The organism is Nitrosomonas sp. Nm34 (assembly GCF_900113925.1).
Classification (GTDB): domain Bacteria; phylum Pseudomonadota; class Gammaproteobacteria; order Burkholderiales; family Nitrosomonadaceae; genus Nitrosomonas.
In genome coordinates this window covers 47294-63086 of sequence record NZ_FORD01000011.1, presented here as the reverse complement: position 1 = coordinate 63086, position 15793 = coordinate 47294, and the positions used below count along the sequence as shown (strand labels likewise).

Here is a 15793-nt window from a genome sequence, read left to right as displayed (position 1 = left end):
ATTCGTCCGGGTCTGTCCATTGGATATTCGCGGATGAGATCGTGTAATCATTTCGGCAAGCGTAATGGAGGTTTTTGTGGAAGAGATTATCAACATCAATGATCAGTTTTATATTCTTGCCAGCTCGTCCATGGCGGACAATCGGACCCGGGTGCTCAAGCATGGAGAAACCTTCGGTGTCTTCGATCGCTATGGCGATATTCAACTGGTCGGTCATGGAACACAGGGCTTGTATCACGAAGGGACGCGGTTCCTGAGCCGGGAGGAATTGTTTCTGAACAATGGTCGGCCGATGCTGCTCAGTTCCACCATCAAGGAAGACAATGCGTTGTTGGCGGTCGATTTGACCAATCCGGACCTATATCACGAAGGCCGGATCGACATTCCGCGGGGTAGCGTGCATGTCTTTCGCTCCCGGTTTTTGTGGAACGGAGTGGGATATGAACGATTTCGTTTCTCTAATTTCAGTCTGGCCGTCATATCGATACAGATCGGACTCCGGTTCGAATCGGATTTTGCAGATATCTTTGAAGTCCGTGGCACAAAACGGCAACATAAAGGGAAACAATTGCACGGGGTGGTGGAAAAGAATGTTCTCGTCTTGCCCTACGAGGGACTCGACGGAGTGCTGCGTCAAACCAGGATCATGTTTTCGCCGATTCCGACAGAACTCAGTGTGACGCAAGCGCTGTTTAATATGACCTTGGACCCAAAGGCCGAGACGTTGGTTACCGTCACGATCTGCTGCGATATCGGCGCGAACCTGCGGACCTGTTTTGCGTACGATCATGCAGTGGCCGAGACCGAGATGGAGCTCAAAGCCGAACAAAGCCAGGATTGCCTGATTCATACGTCTAACGAGCAATTCAATGAATGGTGGAACCGTTCGTTGGTAGACCTTCGCATGATGGTCACCGAGACGGCCGAGGGGCCCTATCCGTACGCTGGGGTTCCCTGGTTCAGCACGCCATTTGGCCGGGACGGCATTATTACGGCGCTCGAAGCGTTATGGATCAAACCGCAGATCGCTCGCGGAGTGCTCGGTTACTTGGCGTCGGCCCAGGCGAAGGAACTGAAGATGGCGCAAGATGCCGAGCCGGGGAAGATTCTGCACGAGACGCGAAAGGGGGAAATGGCCGCGCTGGGAGAGATTCCCTTTGGACTGTATTACGGCAGTGTAGATTCGACACCGCTCTTTGTCATGTTGGCGGGAGCCTATTATGAACGGACGGGCGACCTCGCGTTAATGCGCACCCTTTGGCCGAATATCGAACTGGCCCTTGATTGGATCGATACGTATGGTGATCAGGACGGCGATGGATTCGTGGAGTACAATCGAAAGTCCCAGACAGGACTGGATAATCAGGGCTGGAAGGATTCGAGTGATTCGGTTTTTCACGAGAACGGAGAACTAGCGGAGGGCCCGATCGCCTTGTGCGAAGTACAAGGCTATGTCTATGACGCCAAGCAGCAGGGCGCTAAATTGGCGGAGGCGCTCGGATTACCGGAACGAGCGAACGAACTCCGTCAGCAGGCGGAAAAACTGAAACAACAATTTGAAGAGGTGTTCTGGTGTGAAGACTTGTCCACTTACGCACTGGCGTTGGATGGGCATAAGAAAACCTGTCGCGTGAGAACGTCCAATGCGGGTCACTGTCTGTACACTGGGATCGCTAGTCCCGACCGCGCCGTTCGGTTGGCCGACACCCTGATGAACAATGATCACTTCAGCGGATGGGGGGTGCGCACGTTGGCGGATGGGGAGAGACGCTACAACCCAATGTCGTATCATAACGGCTCCGTGTGGCCTCACGACAACGCAATCATCGCAGCCGGTCTTGCCCGATATGGTTTGATGGCTGACGTGGAAAAGATCATGACTAGCTTGTTTGATGCCAGCCTGGTCGTGGATTTCCACCGGTTGCCCGAATTGTTTTGCGGGTTTGTCCGCCGACCCGGCCAAGGCCTGACCCGCTACCCTGTCGCCTGTAATCCCCAGGCCTGGGCTGCGGCTTCCGCCTTCATGGGTCTTCAAGCTTGTCTGGGTATATCGATTCATGCGTCTGAGGCCAAAGTGCAGTTTATGTACCCGATACTCCCGGTATTCCTGCATGAGTTGCAGATCAAGAATCTGCAAATAGGAAAGGCCTCAGTGGATCTGCTTGTCCGGCGGCATAAACTGGATGTCGGGATTATTGTCATGCATCGGCAAGGCGACATAGAGGTCGTGGTCGTCAAATAACAAGCCCTAAGCCCTCATTATAACCCCGGCATATTTCAAAATAAGATTAGGTGGATTGACATCATAATTTTATTTCAAAATCAAACATGACAAAAGGCAAGCCCAAACAGCATAAATAATATGACAAAGTGAAATCGACAAAGTTAGGTGTGATTTAGAAATGGAATAAGATTAATCAAGGGGCTGTAGTAGATTAGCCTAATTGTTAAGCTAATCAAATGTAAGCGTTCAACGACACCACCTGTCATTCTCTCTGGCTTAGTGATTTAATGAACTCCGGTGTTAGGGGTAACAATTGATCGATATGGTCTATTTAGGCCAGGCGGGAAGTTTAATGAGCGTATCTTTGAGCTATTCAGATGGGTCCAGTCCATTAAGTTGAGCGGTACCGAACAGAGTTTGGATAGCGGCTGCGCGTTGGCCGGCACGCTCTGAGCCGGTAAATAGCCAATTTTTTTACCCAGTGCAATGGGACGGATAGCATTTTCAACCGGGTTGTTGTCGATGGGCAGATGACCGCTTTGTGCGTAACGAATCAGACTTGGCCAGCGTTTGAGAGTATAGTCCAACGCTTTGGCAGAGCCACCGCCGTTGGCAGTTTGTGAGCGGGTTTGTATCAGCCAGTCATGCAGTGCATTGAGTGTGGGCAGGCTTTTTTCTGCACGCAGTTGTTGACGGTCTTCGATCGTCAGGTGTTTGCCTTCGGCCTCAATGGCATACAGCATGCCGATGCGTTGCAATGCTTCCATGGCCATGGAGCTGTTATTGGCCTGGTGCAGCTCGAAGCATTTACGGCGCGCATCAGTCCAGCAGCCTAGTTCAGTGCAGGACGATGCTGATGAGAATAAGGGGTTGTATCCGCCGTAATCATCCACCAGCAGATGACCTTGCCAGTCTTGCAGGAAGTTTTGTGTATGCCCGACCACTACGGCCAGCTTGATAGTCGAAGATGATGATGCGCGGCCCAGGTTCCAGATCATTGCTGCGATAGGCCCATAAATAAGCCTTACGAGTCTTGCCATTGCCGGGATCAAGTTGAGCCACCGGGGTTTCGTCAGCATGAAGCGTGCTGCCCTGTAAAAGATGCCAGGTCAGGCGATCTACCAGCGGTTGCAAGGCGACACCAACACGGCCCACCCATTCGGCCAGGGTAGAGCGGGATAACCTCACCTCTTCACGCGCAGCGATTTGTTCAAGACGGTAAAGGGGAAGAGGGTTCAGATATTTGCTAGTCATCACCCAGGCCAGCAAGCCGGGCGCGGCCATACCACCATCGATTACAGCGGGTGGAACAGGCTCTGCGGTGATGATTTCACAGGTTTTGCACGCATATTGCGCACGAATGTGGCGATGGACAAAAAATCTTGCCGGCTCCATATCCAGCTGCTCGGTGGTGTCTTCGCCAATTTTGACCAGATCACAGCCACATTGCCTGCACTGACAGGATTGCGGCTCGTGATAGTGTTCAATATATGAAGATAAAACATTGCTTAACACTTCATGGCAACTGGTGAGTTAAAACTCTTGCCAGATTTAATTTGAAAAGATTTGGTAAATGATCATCAAGCTCAATGCCATTCTGCCTAAAATGAGCCCGTTAAACCCGCAGTACCTGACAAAAAAGCAGAGTGTCTTCCAGAAAATAGTTGCTTTTGTTGAGAAGTTTAAAGGCGTGGGTGAGCAGGTCTAACGGGATCGCTTCATCCGTTTGGACAACCTTCAAGACTGTCGTGCAGTCAGCAGAGCTTCCTCCCTAATTCAGGGCGAATAAATGTAAACATTTATAGAATTTCTCGATACTTATTTACGGTTGAAATGTTGTTAAAATGTTTAATAATTTAAATACAAATGGTTGTGAGTTGTTTACGACATTTCGTATACACAACCATTTTAACCAGTGCTGCTTAAAGCAACGTTAGCCATCGAGTGAAATTATGGATAGCCCCCTATTCAGACGAAGATTTTAGGGGGATACTAACTTCGGCCGATAAGTACATCGCCCGCGGACTCCAAGAACAAGTGTCACTGTCAAAGTTGTTCAGTGGCGATGACATGAAACCTATATTCTGATCAATAAGCAATATAGCCAATCTGGTGAGCATGAAGAGTTAGCGACATCTTATAATTGGTCTTCTTTTAATTCAATCAGCTGTTTGTTGTCCTCTGCCAGCAAGAGCATCAAGCTACGGGGTTACATTTCTGACAAAATCGAGCCACATATTGATTGTTGATAATTTCAGGCTTGCTTTCATGACCACGCTCTTTACTCAATGTAAGCACTTTATGCCATGTATTAGTATTAAAACTTTCTTTGCAAATGCCGCAATTATCGATCGGTAGAACGTTTGACCATGTAGCTTCGCCACCTGCAAGGGTTAAATATGAGCTAGCAGCCTCAATCGCATGTTGCTCACAGCAATAATAACCGAGTATGACAGCTTCCCCGATATTGACTTCCGGCATTGCGTCGGGTGCTCGCCAAAGGCACATTTGTGTTTCATCTAAGAGAACATAACGAGGGCCTAATCCGAGATCTTTACCGCATGTTTTGCAGTTCATGATCATCCACCTCAGTAAATAAAATTAGATGAGGCTGATTTTCTTATTACCTTAGTCAGATTGAAATTGTACTTTGGTCGTACTAACTCAAAATATCTGAGACCATAAAATACCCTAGTGCAATCAATAATCTAACCCAACAACCACAAGAGCCTTCGGCGACACTATGGGCTCGAGAATCTGAAAGCGTCGCACCCTACAAAGCGCCGTCGGTCATCAACTGGCCCTGGGCGTTTTGCTTTTTCTCATCCAATTTTCATAGGAGGTACACCATGCTAGTCCTTAATTGTCCTGCCTTTAGAGGCCGTATCCCAGACCCAACCATCCGCTGCCTGTTACAGCAGCGGTTTTCGGAAGTTTGCGCCGGTGAGCCCTACGACCACAACCTCCACGGCACATAATGGATTCGAATCCTAATTAACGTGAGTTCGGGATAAAAAAGCAGCAAAAGGAATCTGAATTCCTTATGATGAAATGGTTTTCAAAAAGAGTTTCCTCATGAGAGGAGTCAGATTCCGATGGATACTATACTATTGATTTTTTGTGCAATTGACGATTTTTGTAAAGAGTTTGAGCCGAGGTGGGAGCAACGCTTGTCGGGGTCATCGCTGAAACGGCGTCGTCGCCGGGGGGAGCTGTGTCTAAGTGAAGTCATGACTATCATGGTGGGGTTTCATCTATCCGGTTACCGGACGTTTAAACACTATTACCTGAATGACCTGTTGAAGTATCAGCGGCCCCATTTTCCAGGGTTGGTGAGCTACCACCCTTTGTGGAGTTGATGCAAGGTAGCCTGGTGCCTTTGTGCTGTTTTCTGACCAGCCGCTTTGGGCAATGTAGTGGCATCAGCTTCATTGATTCGATCAAGATCAGTGTGTGCCACAATCAGCGTATTTGGTCGCATAAAGTAATGGCAGAGTTTGCTGCCCGGGAAAAGACCAGCGTGGGTTGGTTTTATGGATTCAAGCTGCACCTGGTCATCAATGACCAGGGAGTAATTGCCAGGGGTAAAAATAACAGCGGGCAATGGGGATGACCGTGATCCGGTACCGGAACTGGCGCGCTCCTTGTCTGGGAAACTCTTTGGTGATCGGGGTTACATCTCGCAAACGCTCTTTGAGCAACTTTGGGAACAAGGCGTGCAGCTTGTTACCAGGGTACGCAAGAACATGAAAAACAAACTGTTGCCGCTATTTGACAAAATCCTGTTACGTAAACGCTCGATCATTGAGGGTGTCAATGACCAATTGAAGAATATCTCATAAATCGAGCATTCCCATCATCGCAGTCCAGTTAACTTCTTTGTTAATCTGATCTTCAGTAGTTATCTGCATTCTGCTGAAAACAATTTTGTCATCAGACTCTCTTCTGAAGACTGAATACTATTCCCTGACGACCGTGACTATCACGGTTATTGCGGTGGGAATGTCGCTTGCTTGGCTCGGAGGCACTTGATGAACAACATCGAGGTTAGCAGAATCGTTTGTTTCACGAACTGCCGGGAAGATTCTTCCATGATAGTGGAAATCCTTGAGCGATACAGATACCTTCTCTCTATGTGATCAATAGTTCAATTTCAATACCACGATGTCGGTGGCCCGGCTGATACTGAACATCTTGCTATCATTTGTCCTGTTCGAATGGAAGTTACCAGTGAGTGCATTCGTGGCAAAATTACTGCTAGCAAGAAAAAGGGGGGATGGATGGGTGGCATACCGCCACTTGGCTATGATGTCGAAAATCGCAGGCAGGTACCCAACGAGTATGAAGCCAGAATCATCCAGCACGTCTCTCAACATTTTGTCGAGTTGAGCTCCAGTGCTATGCTGGTCAAGGAATTGAGGTTAGACGGTATGATATCCAAATCATAGAAAAGCTGAAAACTTGTTCAATTTTAGCCCCATTAACTCTAAGGGTTTATCCTTTTGTGCTGGTACTCAAACACTTGCTGTAGCGGATAGCCCCAAGCCAGAAAGTCGTGTTTTTTACTTCATAATAAATTCTTATAACCGAGTGTTGAGCTAATAAAAAACTACTGCTTAGGCAGGGAATACGCTATCCGTCTATAGTTGGTTTTGAGATCTCGGCTACCTACTCAAAATAGGTGGCTTCAAAATAAACTGTAAAACAACACGAATAATATCTTTAATAACGAGTGACTTAGTGATTACTTACCCTGGTTACCAGGATTAACAGAGCTATCTGGGGTATAAGGAGTTACGGAGCTTCCCGGGGTATAAGGTGTAACTGAGCTATCCGGGATATAAGGAGTAACAGAGCTTCCCGGAGTACTAGGGCTAACAGAACTACCAGAGGTATCGGGAATATTAGATGTATCAGAATTATTAGAGGTACTCGGAGTACCAAGGCTATCAGGGTTATCAGAAGTACCAGGAGTATTAGTACTACCAGCAGGCATCTGGTCATTCGAAGCATTCTGAGAAAATACTATGCTGGTGAATATCAATGTACCAGTTAGCATTATTGTTCCTACCAATGTTAAAGTTGATTTATACATAGCTTTGTCTCCTTAACTTATAGCGAGAAGTATAGAAATAAGCTTAATGCATGAAAAGTTACATTAGCTAATTCTCTTGTAATCAATTAAATAAACAAGAAATCATCAAAATGGAAGAAATGATCAATATAGAAGAAATTATCAACAAAGTAGACAAATACCCTAAGCGATGTGTAGACAATTAATCAAGGCAATCCAACTTTATTACTTATCAATATAAGTGAGTAGCAAAAAACAAAGCAATAATGCAAATGTATACAATTTTTATTTTTTATGGATAAAGCTACATAATTGTATAAAAAATAATTTTTGAAAATCAAATATTAAATATCTTATAAATACAGATATATAAAATCATAAATTATTTATTCTGCTTCGTAAAATACCTACAGTTGTGAGTTCGCCTTGCCGGTCAGCATAAACCTAGTTTTTAGAGGTTTCCTCAGGTAAAGGTGGTTGTCTCGCTGTTTCATAACTATTTTAGGAAACTTTGGACTCGATAAAACTCAGCATACCTCACTTTAATAATGTGAATAGTTTTGAGGACCACTTCACGGAAATAATGATTCAGACTTTATCTGTTGAAGAAGCTACCTCTTAAACCAAGTAATAGTACAAATTTACTAATTCCTACGTGTTTGCACGTATTGCATTAGCCTGCATATTAGATAAGCTATTGAAGAATAGGTATTTTTAAAAAGAGAGCTTCTTTTTTTTATAAACCTTATCTAAGGACCTAATCTTATGCCGGCATCGCTTGAGCACACTCACTCCGGGACACCAATGGGAGCAAACCTCATCGCTGATGGTGCTACATTTCGTGTGTGGGCACCATATGCCCATTCCGTTCATGTTGTGGGTGATTTCAACGGGCATCTACGTACCGATACCGGTTTACTTACGCGCGACAACCACGGTCATTGGCTCGGTTTTATTCCAGGTGTGCGTGATAGGCAGCGGTACTTGTTTTATATAGTTGGTGACGGGAGTGAGGGGCCCAAACGTGACCCTTACGCGCGCGAGTTAGAAACACCCTTCCCCAGCAAATGCATTATCCGAAAACCGGATTTTCCTTGGCACGAACTCGGCTTCGTCACGCCGCTTTTTCATGAGTTTGTGATTTATCAACTTCATGTAGGGACGTTCTTCACTCCGAACCTTCCAAACAAAGCCGGCACATTTCTTGACGTCGCGCTCAAAATCCCCTATTTGACTGAGTTGGGCATCACTGCGCTACAACTTATGCCTATCCAAGAGTTTCAGACGCAGTTTAGTCTTGGATACAACGGAACTGACTATTACTCTCCTGAAATGGATTACGCTGTGGCAGATGCAGATTTGACATCTTACGTCGCCAAGGTGAATGAGCTATTGGAGTCGAAGGGCCAGCAGAAATATGAAGTGGCCGAGTTATATGGCGAAATGAATCAACTGAAAGCGCTTGTGGATATCTGCCATCTGTACGGGGTGGCCGTACTGCTTGACGTAGTCTATAACCATGCCGGCGGAAGTTTCGGTGATGAGAGTATATATTTCTTTGATCGACAAGCGACTACCGACGGGAACCGTAATTCGCTCTATTTTACGGATAAGGGCCACGCGGGCGGGCTTGTTTTCGACTTTGCCAAGCCGGAAGTACGCGATTTCCTTATTCAGAATGCCAAATTCTTCCTGAACGAATATCGTGTGGATGGCTTTCGCTATGATCGTGTTGAGGTAATCGATCATGACGGGGCGCCATATGGCTGGAGTTTTTGCCAGGATCTCACGACAACGCTCCTTGCAAACAACCCAAGTGCCATGGATCTCGCCGAGTATTGGAATGTCAACCCCTACATCGTGAAGAGACTACCAGAAGGTGCGGGGTTTGATACGACTCTGACAGACGGATTTCGGATCGCTATTCGTAATGTCATAGCAAATGCAAGCGTGCCAGACGAGCGACCACTCGATATGACGGTGCTTGCGCGTAACCTCTGGCCAGACGGGTTTTACGAACACTGGCATTTTGTACAAGGGCCAGAGAACCATGATATGGTTTATAAGGGACGGGAACTACGCATCAGCAATTTAGGTGATCCTTCGAACGCGCGTTCATGGTTTGCCCGAAGTCGTGCGCGGGTCGCTACTGGGTTGAGCCTGACTGCACCTGGTATCCCCATGCTCTTCATGGGACAGGAGTTCCTCGAAGATAAGCAGTGGTCCGACGATTTCGTTAATGACCATAACTTGCTGTTATACTGGGCCGGACTTGAGCAAGGAGACAGGGACATGATTGACCATCTCCGCTTCACAAGGGAGTTGATCCATCTGCGCAATAGCCGCCCAGGTCTAAAAGGGCAGGGATTCCGCATAGTGCATACGCATGATCAAAATCGAATATTGATCTTTCACCGGTGGGTGGAGGGCGAAGGCCACGATGTGCTCGTAGTCGTTCATCTAGGCAACGCTCATCGCTTTGGCTATCGTATTGGTTTTCCCGGAGGCGGAAATTGGCGCGAGGTCTTCAACAGTGACGTATACGATCATTGGGTAAATCCTCAAGTTGCCGGTAATGGTGGTCAGGTGTGGGCGGATACGCAGCCGCTGCACGAGTTCAATTTTTCCGCATCGCTCGTGCTACCAGCAAATAGCCTCTTAGTTTTTGCGAGATAGCTGCTGGATCTTATACTTGAGATGCGGCTGAGAGCTCATATCTCATGCGGAAATGCTACAGAAATTGGAATGCCTCAAGTCTTCTATTTAAGAATAAAAGTAGTGATATTTCATGCCCATTCTTTTTCAACATTCTTGCTATTATGGTTAAAAATGCATGCAAACGTATTATTGTTTAAATATTAGTTATCACTTATTTTAATTACATAAGGAAATTTGAGCCATCGTTCTTGCTGAGCTTTAATTCGGGGGCATTTATTTATGCACTTTCCCATTACAACAAGCTGTTAATGTGCATTATTTGATAAGGAAACTTAAATTGTCTGGTTGAGCATTAGTAGTCAAGAACAAGGAGAAATAAATGGCAGTTCAAGTTCTGGACCCTGATCCTGAGTATGTATTGAACCATTGTACTAAATATTTAGCGAGGGATAATACAGATCCACGACATAATTTTGGACAATTTGGCAGTGATGACACCAGGGCTAGCATCGCTGAATCATGGCGATTTCCTCTCATCGCTACTTATAGCGATGGGACAAGTTCTAAATCTAATTATGCAGTTAACCAAGTAACTTTTGTCTATCAGAATCGGGGTGTTGTTTCTCCTATAAGCGTTGGCGTAATTGGCACTTTTGCCACACTTTATGAACCCATTCCCCTTCGACCTATTCAGTTTTTAGGGGAAAATACTGGGTATTTTGCCTTGACCGTCATTGTACCGAAAGCTGAAGTCCATTTCTATAAGTACTTGGTTAATAATCAATATATTATAGATCCGATTAACCCACAGCGAGTTACTCTCGATAACAATAAGACCTGGTCACGATTTTTCACCCAATTCTGTACTCAGCCCCTCAGTTTTGAAGATTGGGAATATGCTATCTTGCAGCGGCTTGTGGCCCACATCTTGCCATTTCGTACTCGAGAAGGACAGAATTTCATCGATCGCTACTATAATATTCTTGATAAGCAAGACAAAGCTGCTCTTTTCCCATCTGCTTACCGTCTTGATGAATCAGTGGGCGCAACCAATTATATTGACTGTATTCTGGCACGAGAAGAAAACCATCATTTGATTGATTACAAAATCTGCATTAGCGAAATTAATCAAGTGTTGAGGCAACGGAATCCTTTTATCGACCCGCAGGACATATCAGTAGAAATGTATGCCCAGCTCTATAACGAGATGGCGGCAAATACTGTTCCAGGTTGGGATTACAGTAAGTATGGTAGACCACGCTACTTTTGGGAGCTTTTACGACGCCACACCTTTACAGGCGCTTTTTCCCATCCTAAATATGGTGGAAATATTGGAGCAGCAGGATGGGCATACCTTGCGGAACGGTATTTTGACACAGCGACAAAAACCACTTTATTCAACTGGCAACGTGCAATTGAATCCCCGTTAGGGATCAATAAGGACTATCACGGCTAAAAATGACTACCACGGTTTGAACAGTCCGGCATTTGTGAGTAGGAGTTATTATGCAAACCAGATTTGATGTAATAATTATTGGTAGTGGAGCGGGAGGAGCACCGATAGCCTACACATTGGTCAAAGCAGGCAAATCAGTTCTGATTTTAGAAAAAGGCCCGTTATTTAAGCCGCAATATCAAAATACGAATGGATTGAGTGACTTTAAACGCGATGAGTTAATCTCCGATGGAACGGAAAAGCGAGTCCAGGTCCCTGGAGTAGCTAACTATGGAGAAGGTTTTTACTCCAGTCACGTAGAGCCAGATATTAATGATGAGCCCCATGTCTACCGTGGGGCAGACGGACAAGATCGCGCTACAATTGAAGGCTATACCGCTCAAGTTGTAGGGGGTGGCACCCAGCTATATGGGGGAGTATCTTTGCGTTTTACTCCCACTGATTTTCAATTGCAAAGCTTCAATGCGGGTCGCACTGATCTCAAAAATGATCCTGATGGGGATGTACAGCGGGAAGCAAGGGACTGGCCAATTAGCTACGATGAACTTGAGCCCTATTATACCCAGGCTGAAGAATTAATTGGTTTCAACGGAACGGTTGATAATCAGCTTAAACGCTTTAGTAAGGACAACTACCAGCCTCCCCTGGAACCGAACCCTATAAGTCGTTACGCCAAAGCTGGAATGGAGCAGTTAGGGCGAGAGCTTAACCCTATCGATCCAATATTACCTTACCGTACTCCTCTGGCAGTGATCACTCGCGATCACCCACCAAGTGGGCGAAAAGTTCCTACCGATCCAGAAACCTTAAAAACCAGCTACGTTAATCGCTACGGCTGTCCCCTTGGTGCTAAATCGAATACTTGGGTAGCTCTTTTGAGTCCAATCTCCGACCAACCGAATTTTGAGATTCGTGCAAACTGTATTGTCACCCATCTAGAATGTGACGGTGCCAGGATAAATCGTGTGATGTATCGGGATCCATCAGGGAGGCAACTATCTGTCGAAGGTAACCTGGTGGTGGTAGCTTGTTCTGCAATTGAATCGATTCGATTGCTAAAGCTATCTGCAAGGTTCAATAGCGAATTTGATCAACGCATCAACCAAAATGACCTGTTGGGAAGATATTTTTTAACCCATTGTTTTGGAGGCGCCAGCGCTCTCATGCCGACCCGGAATGACAAGTCAATGGCCTTAGACGCCGACTGGGCGACAGATTGCTGTGCCACAGAAGATTTTTTGAAAAACAATGGTTTATGGGCTGGAGGTGCCATTTATAACAATACATCTGACCAGGCTTTGCCTCTTTCCATAGGACGTAATCATGGAAGTCAGGATCTTGATACGCTCTGGAAAGGCTTTATTGACGATACTCGTTTGGCAGGCCAAGGTTTAGCAGATTTCTTGGATGAAAACATAGGGAGAGGGCTATCTGTAAGTTTTATGGCTAACCAGGTGCCTCAAAGAAACAACCGAATTGAGCTGCATCCAACCATTTCAGATAAGTGGAACCGACCGGTAGCTTATATCATCAAAACATGGCACAGACATGATCAGTATTTGATGGATACTTTGGCCGGGATGTGTGGAAAGATTCTCAAATATGGTGGAGAAAATAATACCGGAGAATTTCAATTTCTGTTTGAAGGTCAGGGTGGTATTTTCAATGCTGAGAACGCCCTGGCACGCATTGCCAACCATATTCTAGGTGGAGCACGATTCGGGACTGACCCCCGTGATTCGGTCTTGGATATTCATTGCCGTGCCTGGAATTTTGACAATCTATACGTTACGGATGGCTCATTTATGCCTACCTCAGGTGGCGCGAACCCAACCTTAACGATTCAGGCTAATTCCTTTCGTGTTGCTGACGAATTGCTTAAGAGGTTGTAAAAACTATGGATCCCGCTTTTAATACCATTCAGACAAATCCCTGGAATGAAATATTTAAAGTCGTTTTTTTCCCTGATCGCATTTATCACGCCCAATACTTAAATGCCACTCGTAGTGATCGCTACCGATACAATGTCCAGGAAGTTCGCAGTTACTTCGATATCAATGTTATTAAGGGAGAAGTCTACTTAGACAGCCAGTTTCTCAGCAACTTCCTGCGAATAGAATATAGAGCCAGTCGCTTGGTTGAGCAGGCCCGTGAAAAGCGGCGCTTCCTTAGGGATCAGCTCATTGCTTGGGTCAAACTCATGCCAGACAATATGACAAAAATGGCTGAGTCGAGAGTTAAACTCCACTACTGCCCCTGGGTAGATGCGTTTCAAGTAGAGATTTGGGAAACATTAGAGCCACCGGGTAATTCTTTTCATGATTTCCAAGTATTGGATCAGATGGGCCGAGACTGCCCGATTACACGAGTACGAGCTTTTAATCCAGCTTTACAGGAGATCAAGTCTTTAAGGCAGCTAGAGCTAGCATTTCGTGAAAATGACCGCGATCTGCCCACGGGGTACACCATTAATGACAATGATACAGTATGGGATAACGGATATTTGAGATCTCACCAGGAACCTCGCACATCTAGCCCGAGTTCTCCCAACAATACTATCCTGGATCAGAATTATCTCATCAACTTCCAGCGTGGCTGGTACTTACAAACACCCGATATTCAACCTGTCCGTTATCAAAATGCAATGATGGATTCTGACAATCAGGAATTGCACGATGACAATATTATTGAGATGCGTTGGGTAGTTCAGCGTGAGTTGGGTGGGTCAATGATATTTTTCCACGAAGTCACCATACCGCCCGGTAAAGTTGAAGGTAATCATCAGCACATTGGCACTGAAGAGCTGTATTACATCACCGAAGGTGAGGGGATAGCTTATCTACGGGTTGGGGACGATCCGGCTACTGATTCATTCCCCACGGTGGAGCGGCAGGTGATGGGCTTGGGCTTCAGAGATTTCAAAGAACTTCCTGTTAAACCAGGTAGTGTCATCTACACGAAGAGTGGAGGAATGCACGGCATCCGCAATAATGGCACTATACCGCTCAAGTTTGTAGCTTTTCTATACCACACGGTCTAAAAGGGAAAATATTTTCTATGTTTATTGTTCACTCGGATATTATTGTTGAGGTGCCATCCGGCACAACCCCCAATTATGACCAAAGCAATCCGCTGCTGAAATTGATGAATTTAATGGAGCGATCGCAGCTGGCTGCAGAGCGTGAATTTTATCTATCTGAACATCTACAGTATCTGTTCCCCTATCACTCACTCACTTTCTATGGTCCCCAAGGAGGGGACGCAGGTATCCTTGACCCATCGCTGCAAGATAATAAGACCGACTTCCAGAAACAGAACGTCAAAGAATTTGTGAGCACTGACACAGTGCTCATCAGAGGCCTGGTAACTATTGGAAACTGGACAGGTCCATTCCTGCGTGTTTCCTATCGCGGGGGACCTGATTCTCAATTATCGGCTTCAACCAATAATCAATTAGGTGAAAAAATCAAACTCTGGATTAAAGTTGCTAACGTAGGGCCTATCATTGTCCTAGTGCCATACAATCCACGCAGCGATCGTTATGAAGTTGAATTTTGGGGTTATCCTGGTAGCGATCTAACCACACTGCTGGATACTAAAGGATTAGAAGCACTACAACGAGGAGAATTGATCGTCCAAAACGCTCTCGTGCAAGGAAATATGCATGACTTTAACCGGGAAAAATTGAATGATCTCTACATGATAAATGTTGCACCCAGCAATTCCATGCACCCAATCTTACCACTACATATAGAGCTAGCTTGGGCAGATTTTTACGAACAAAAGTGGGACTCACAAAACGGAGCTAACTACCACTATGAATTTAACATGATTTTGCGAGGTTGGGACAATTTCCTGGGAGCTGGGATCAGCCCTAACCCTCATGGAGGAGTTGGCTTTTTGGAATACCGGAATTTGATGTCTAATTATGGCTATTATTCAGGCCGAAATGAATTAGGACGTCAGTTAAATTCCTGGAACTTCAATGCGTTTGGTACCAAAAATCATAACAACAACTTTGAGCCATTCTTTACTGTCGATTACATGGATTTACATCTCTTAAAAGCAAGGTGTGGCATTGGTCTGCACCGCCATCGAGATAATCAGGAAATGTTTTTGATGATGGAAGGCCAAGGGTTTATGGTAATCGGAGATTGGTTAAAGATGCCCCAACGAGAGCGATGTTTTGAAATCCGTACTTTAAGATCGGGACATTTTGCTATGTTGAAAGGTGGCAATCTCCATGCTCTGATTAATGCTACGGATGAAGATATTTCTCTATTCATGTGTGGTGGCTACGATTAGCCTTTATTATGTTCCATATAACGTGAGCTTGACATAAGGATTAAACACTGCAGTTAGAAAAGTCTGTGCCTAATAT

13 protein-coding genes and 2 pseudogenes are annotated in these 15793 nt (G+C 45.6%); 12 read left to right on the top strand and 3 right to left on the bottom strand.

Annotated elements, in window-relative coordinates; all coding sequences use genetic code 11:
* Nucleotides 1–76 precede the first annotated feature (76 nt).
* Complete coding sequence (locus BM283_RS06830) at nt 77–2242, top strand: amylo-alpha-1,6-glucosidase (RefSeq protein ID WP_175492055.1); 2166 nt, start codon at nt 77–79, stop codon at nt 2240–2242.
* A 244-nt stretch (nt 2243–2486) separates the two neighbouring features.
* On the opposite strand, the pseudogene BM283_RS06825 reads toward BM283_RS06830, so the two are convergent.
* Nucleotides 2487–3712: pseudogene (locus tag BM283_RS06825) on the bottom strand (IS66 family transposase); the annotation flags it as partial.
* A gap of 85 nt (nt 3713–3797) precedes the next feature.
* Here BM283_RS06825 and BM283_RS20320 point away from each other — a divergent pair.
* The gene (locus BM283_RS20320; RefSeq protein ID WP_302848278.1) at nt 3798–3932 is read left to right on the top strand and encodes a hypothetical protein; all 135 of its coding nucleotides are present in this window, start codon (nt 3798–3800) and stop codon (nt 3930–3932) included.
* Between the two features lie 488 nt (nt 3933–4420).
* Here the strand turns inward: BM283_RS20320 and BM283_RS06820 are convergent, their stop codons facing one another.
* Complete coding sequence (locus BM283_RS06820) at nt 4421–4801, bottom strand: hypothetical protein (RefSeq protein ID WP_139225212.1); 381 nt, start codon at nt 4799–4801, stop codon at nt 4421–4423.
* A 518-nt stretch (nt 4802–5319) separates the two neighbouring features.
* Here BM283_RS06820 and BM283_RS18005 point away from each other — a divergent pair.
* From BM283_RS18005 to BM283_RS06805, 4 genes are all read left to right on the top strand, one after another.
* Nucleotides 5320–5583 carry a hypothetical protein gene (locus tag BM283_RS18005; RefSeq protein ID WP_139225211.1) on the top strand — a complete coding sequence of 88 codons (264 nt, stop codon included), beginning with the start codon at nt 5320–5322 and terminating at the stop codon, nt 5581–5583.
* Nucleotides 5583–5837 carry a transposase gene (locus BM283_RS06815; RefSeq protein WP_090691273.1) on the top strand — a complete coding sequence of 85 codons (255 nt, stop codon included), beginning with the start codon at nt 5583–5585 and terminating at the stop codon, nt 5835–5837. Before BM283_RS18005 ends, BM283_RS06815 begins: the two co-directional genes overlap by 1 nt.
* Entirely contained in the window at nt 5800–6066 is a 267-nt protein-coding gene (locus BM283_RS06810) for a transposase (protein ID WP_090691270.1), read from the top strand. The genes BM283_RS06815 and BM283_RS06810 overlap by 38 nt, the downstream gene beginning before the upstream one ends.
* A gap of 375 nt (nt 6067–6441) precedes the next feature.
* Nucleotides 6442–6672 (top strand): hypothetical protein, encoded by a 231-nt coding sequence (locus BM283_RS06805; protein WP_090691267.1) that lies wholly within the window; start codon nt 6442–6444, stop codon nt 6670–6672.
* Between the two features lie 296 nt (nt 6673–6968).
* Here the strand turns inward: BM283_RS06805 and BM283_RS18000 are convergent, their stop codons facing one another.
* Complete coding sequence (locus tag BM283_RS18000; RefSeq protein ID WP_139225210.1) at nt 6969–7283, bottom strand: hypothetical protein; 315 nt, start codon at nt 7281–7283, stop codon at nt 6969–6971.
* Between the two features lie 780 nt (nt 7284–8063).
* Between BM283_RS18000 and BM283_RS20500 the strand changes: the two are divergent.
* The 6 genes and pseudogenes from BM283_RS20500 to BM283_RS06780 form a co-directional block, all read left to right on the top strand.
* Nucleotides 8064–8324 (top strand): annotated as a pseudogene (locus tag BM283_RS20500) (hypothetical protein); the annotation flags it as partial.
* A 333-nt stretch (nt 8325–8657) separates the two neighbouring features.
* Entirely contained in the window at nt 8658–9974 is a 1317-nt protein-coding gene (locus tag BM283_RS06800; RefSeq protein WP_254776239.1) for an alpha amylase C-terminal domain-containing protein, read from the top strand.
* 361 nt (nt 9975–10335) lie between these two features.
* Nucleotides 10336–11412 carry a gluconate 2-dehydrogenase subunit 3 family protein gene (locus tag BM283_RS06795; RefSeq protein ID WP_090691261.1) on the top strand — a complete coding sequence of 359 codons (1077 nt, stop codon included), beginning with the start codon at nt 10336–10338 and terminating at the stop codon, nt 11410–11412.
* 50 nt (nt 11413–11462) lie between these two features.
* Nucleotides 11463–13304, top strand: coding sequence for a GMC oxidoreductase (locus BM283_RS06790; RefSeq protein ID WP_090691258.1), 1842 nt, complete (start codon nt 11463–11465; stop codon nt 13302–13304).
* Nucleotides 13305–13309: 5 nt separating this feature from the next.
* The gene (locus BM283_RS06785) at nt 13310–14452 is read left to right on the top strand and encodes a cupin domain-containing protein (protein ID WP_090691255.1); all 1143 of its coding nucleotides are present in this window, start codon (nt 13310–13312) and stop codon (nt 14450–14452) included.
* Between the two features lie 17 nt (nt 14453–14469).
* On the top strand, nt 14470–15717 hold the full coding sequence (locus BM283_RS06780; RefSeq protein ID WP_090691252.1) for a cupin domain-containing protein: 1248 nt from the start codon (nt 14470–14472) through the stop codon (nt 15715–15717).
* The last annotated feature ends 76 nt before the right edge of the window (nt 15718–15793 follow it).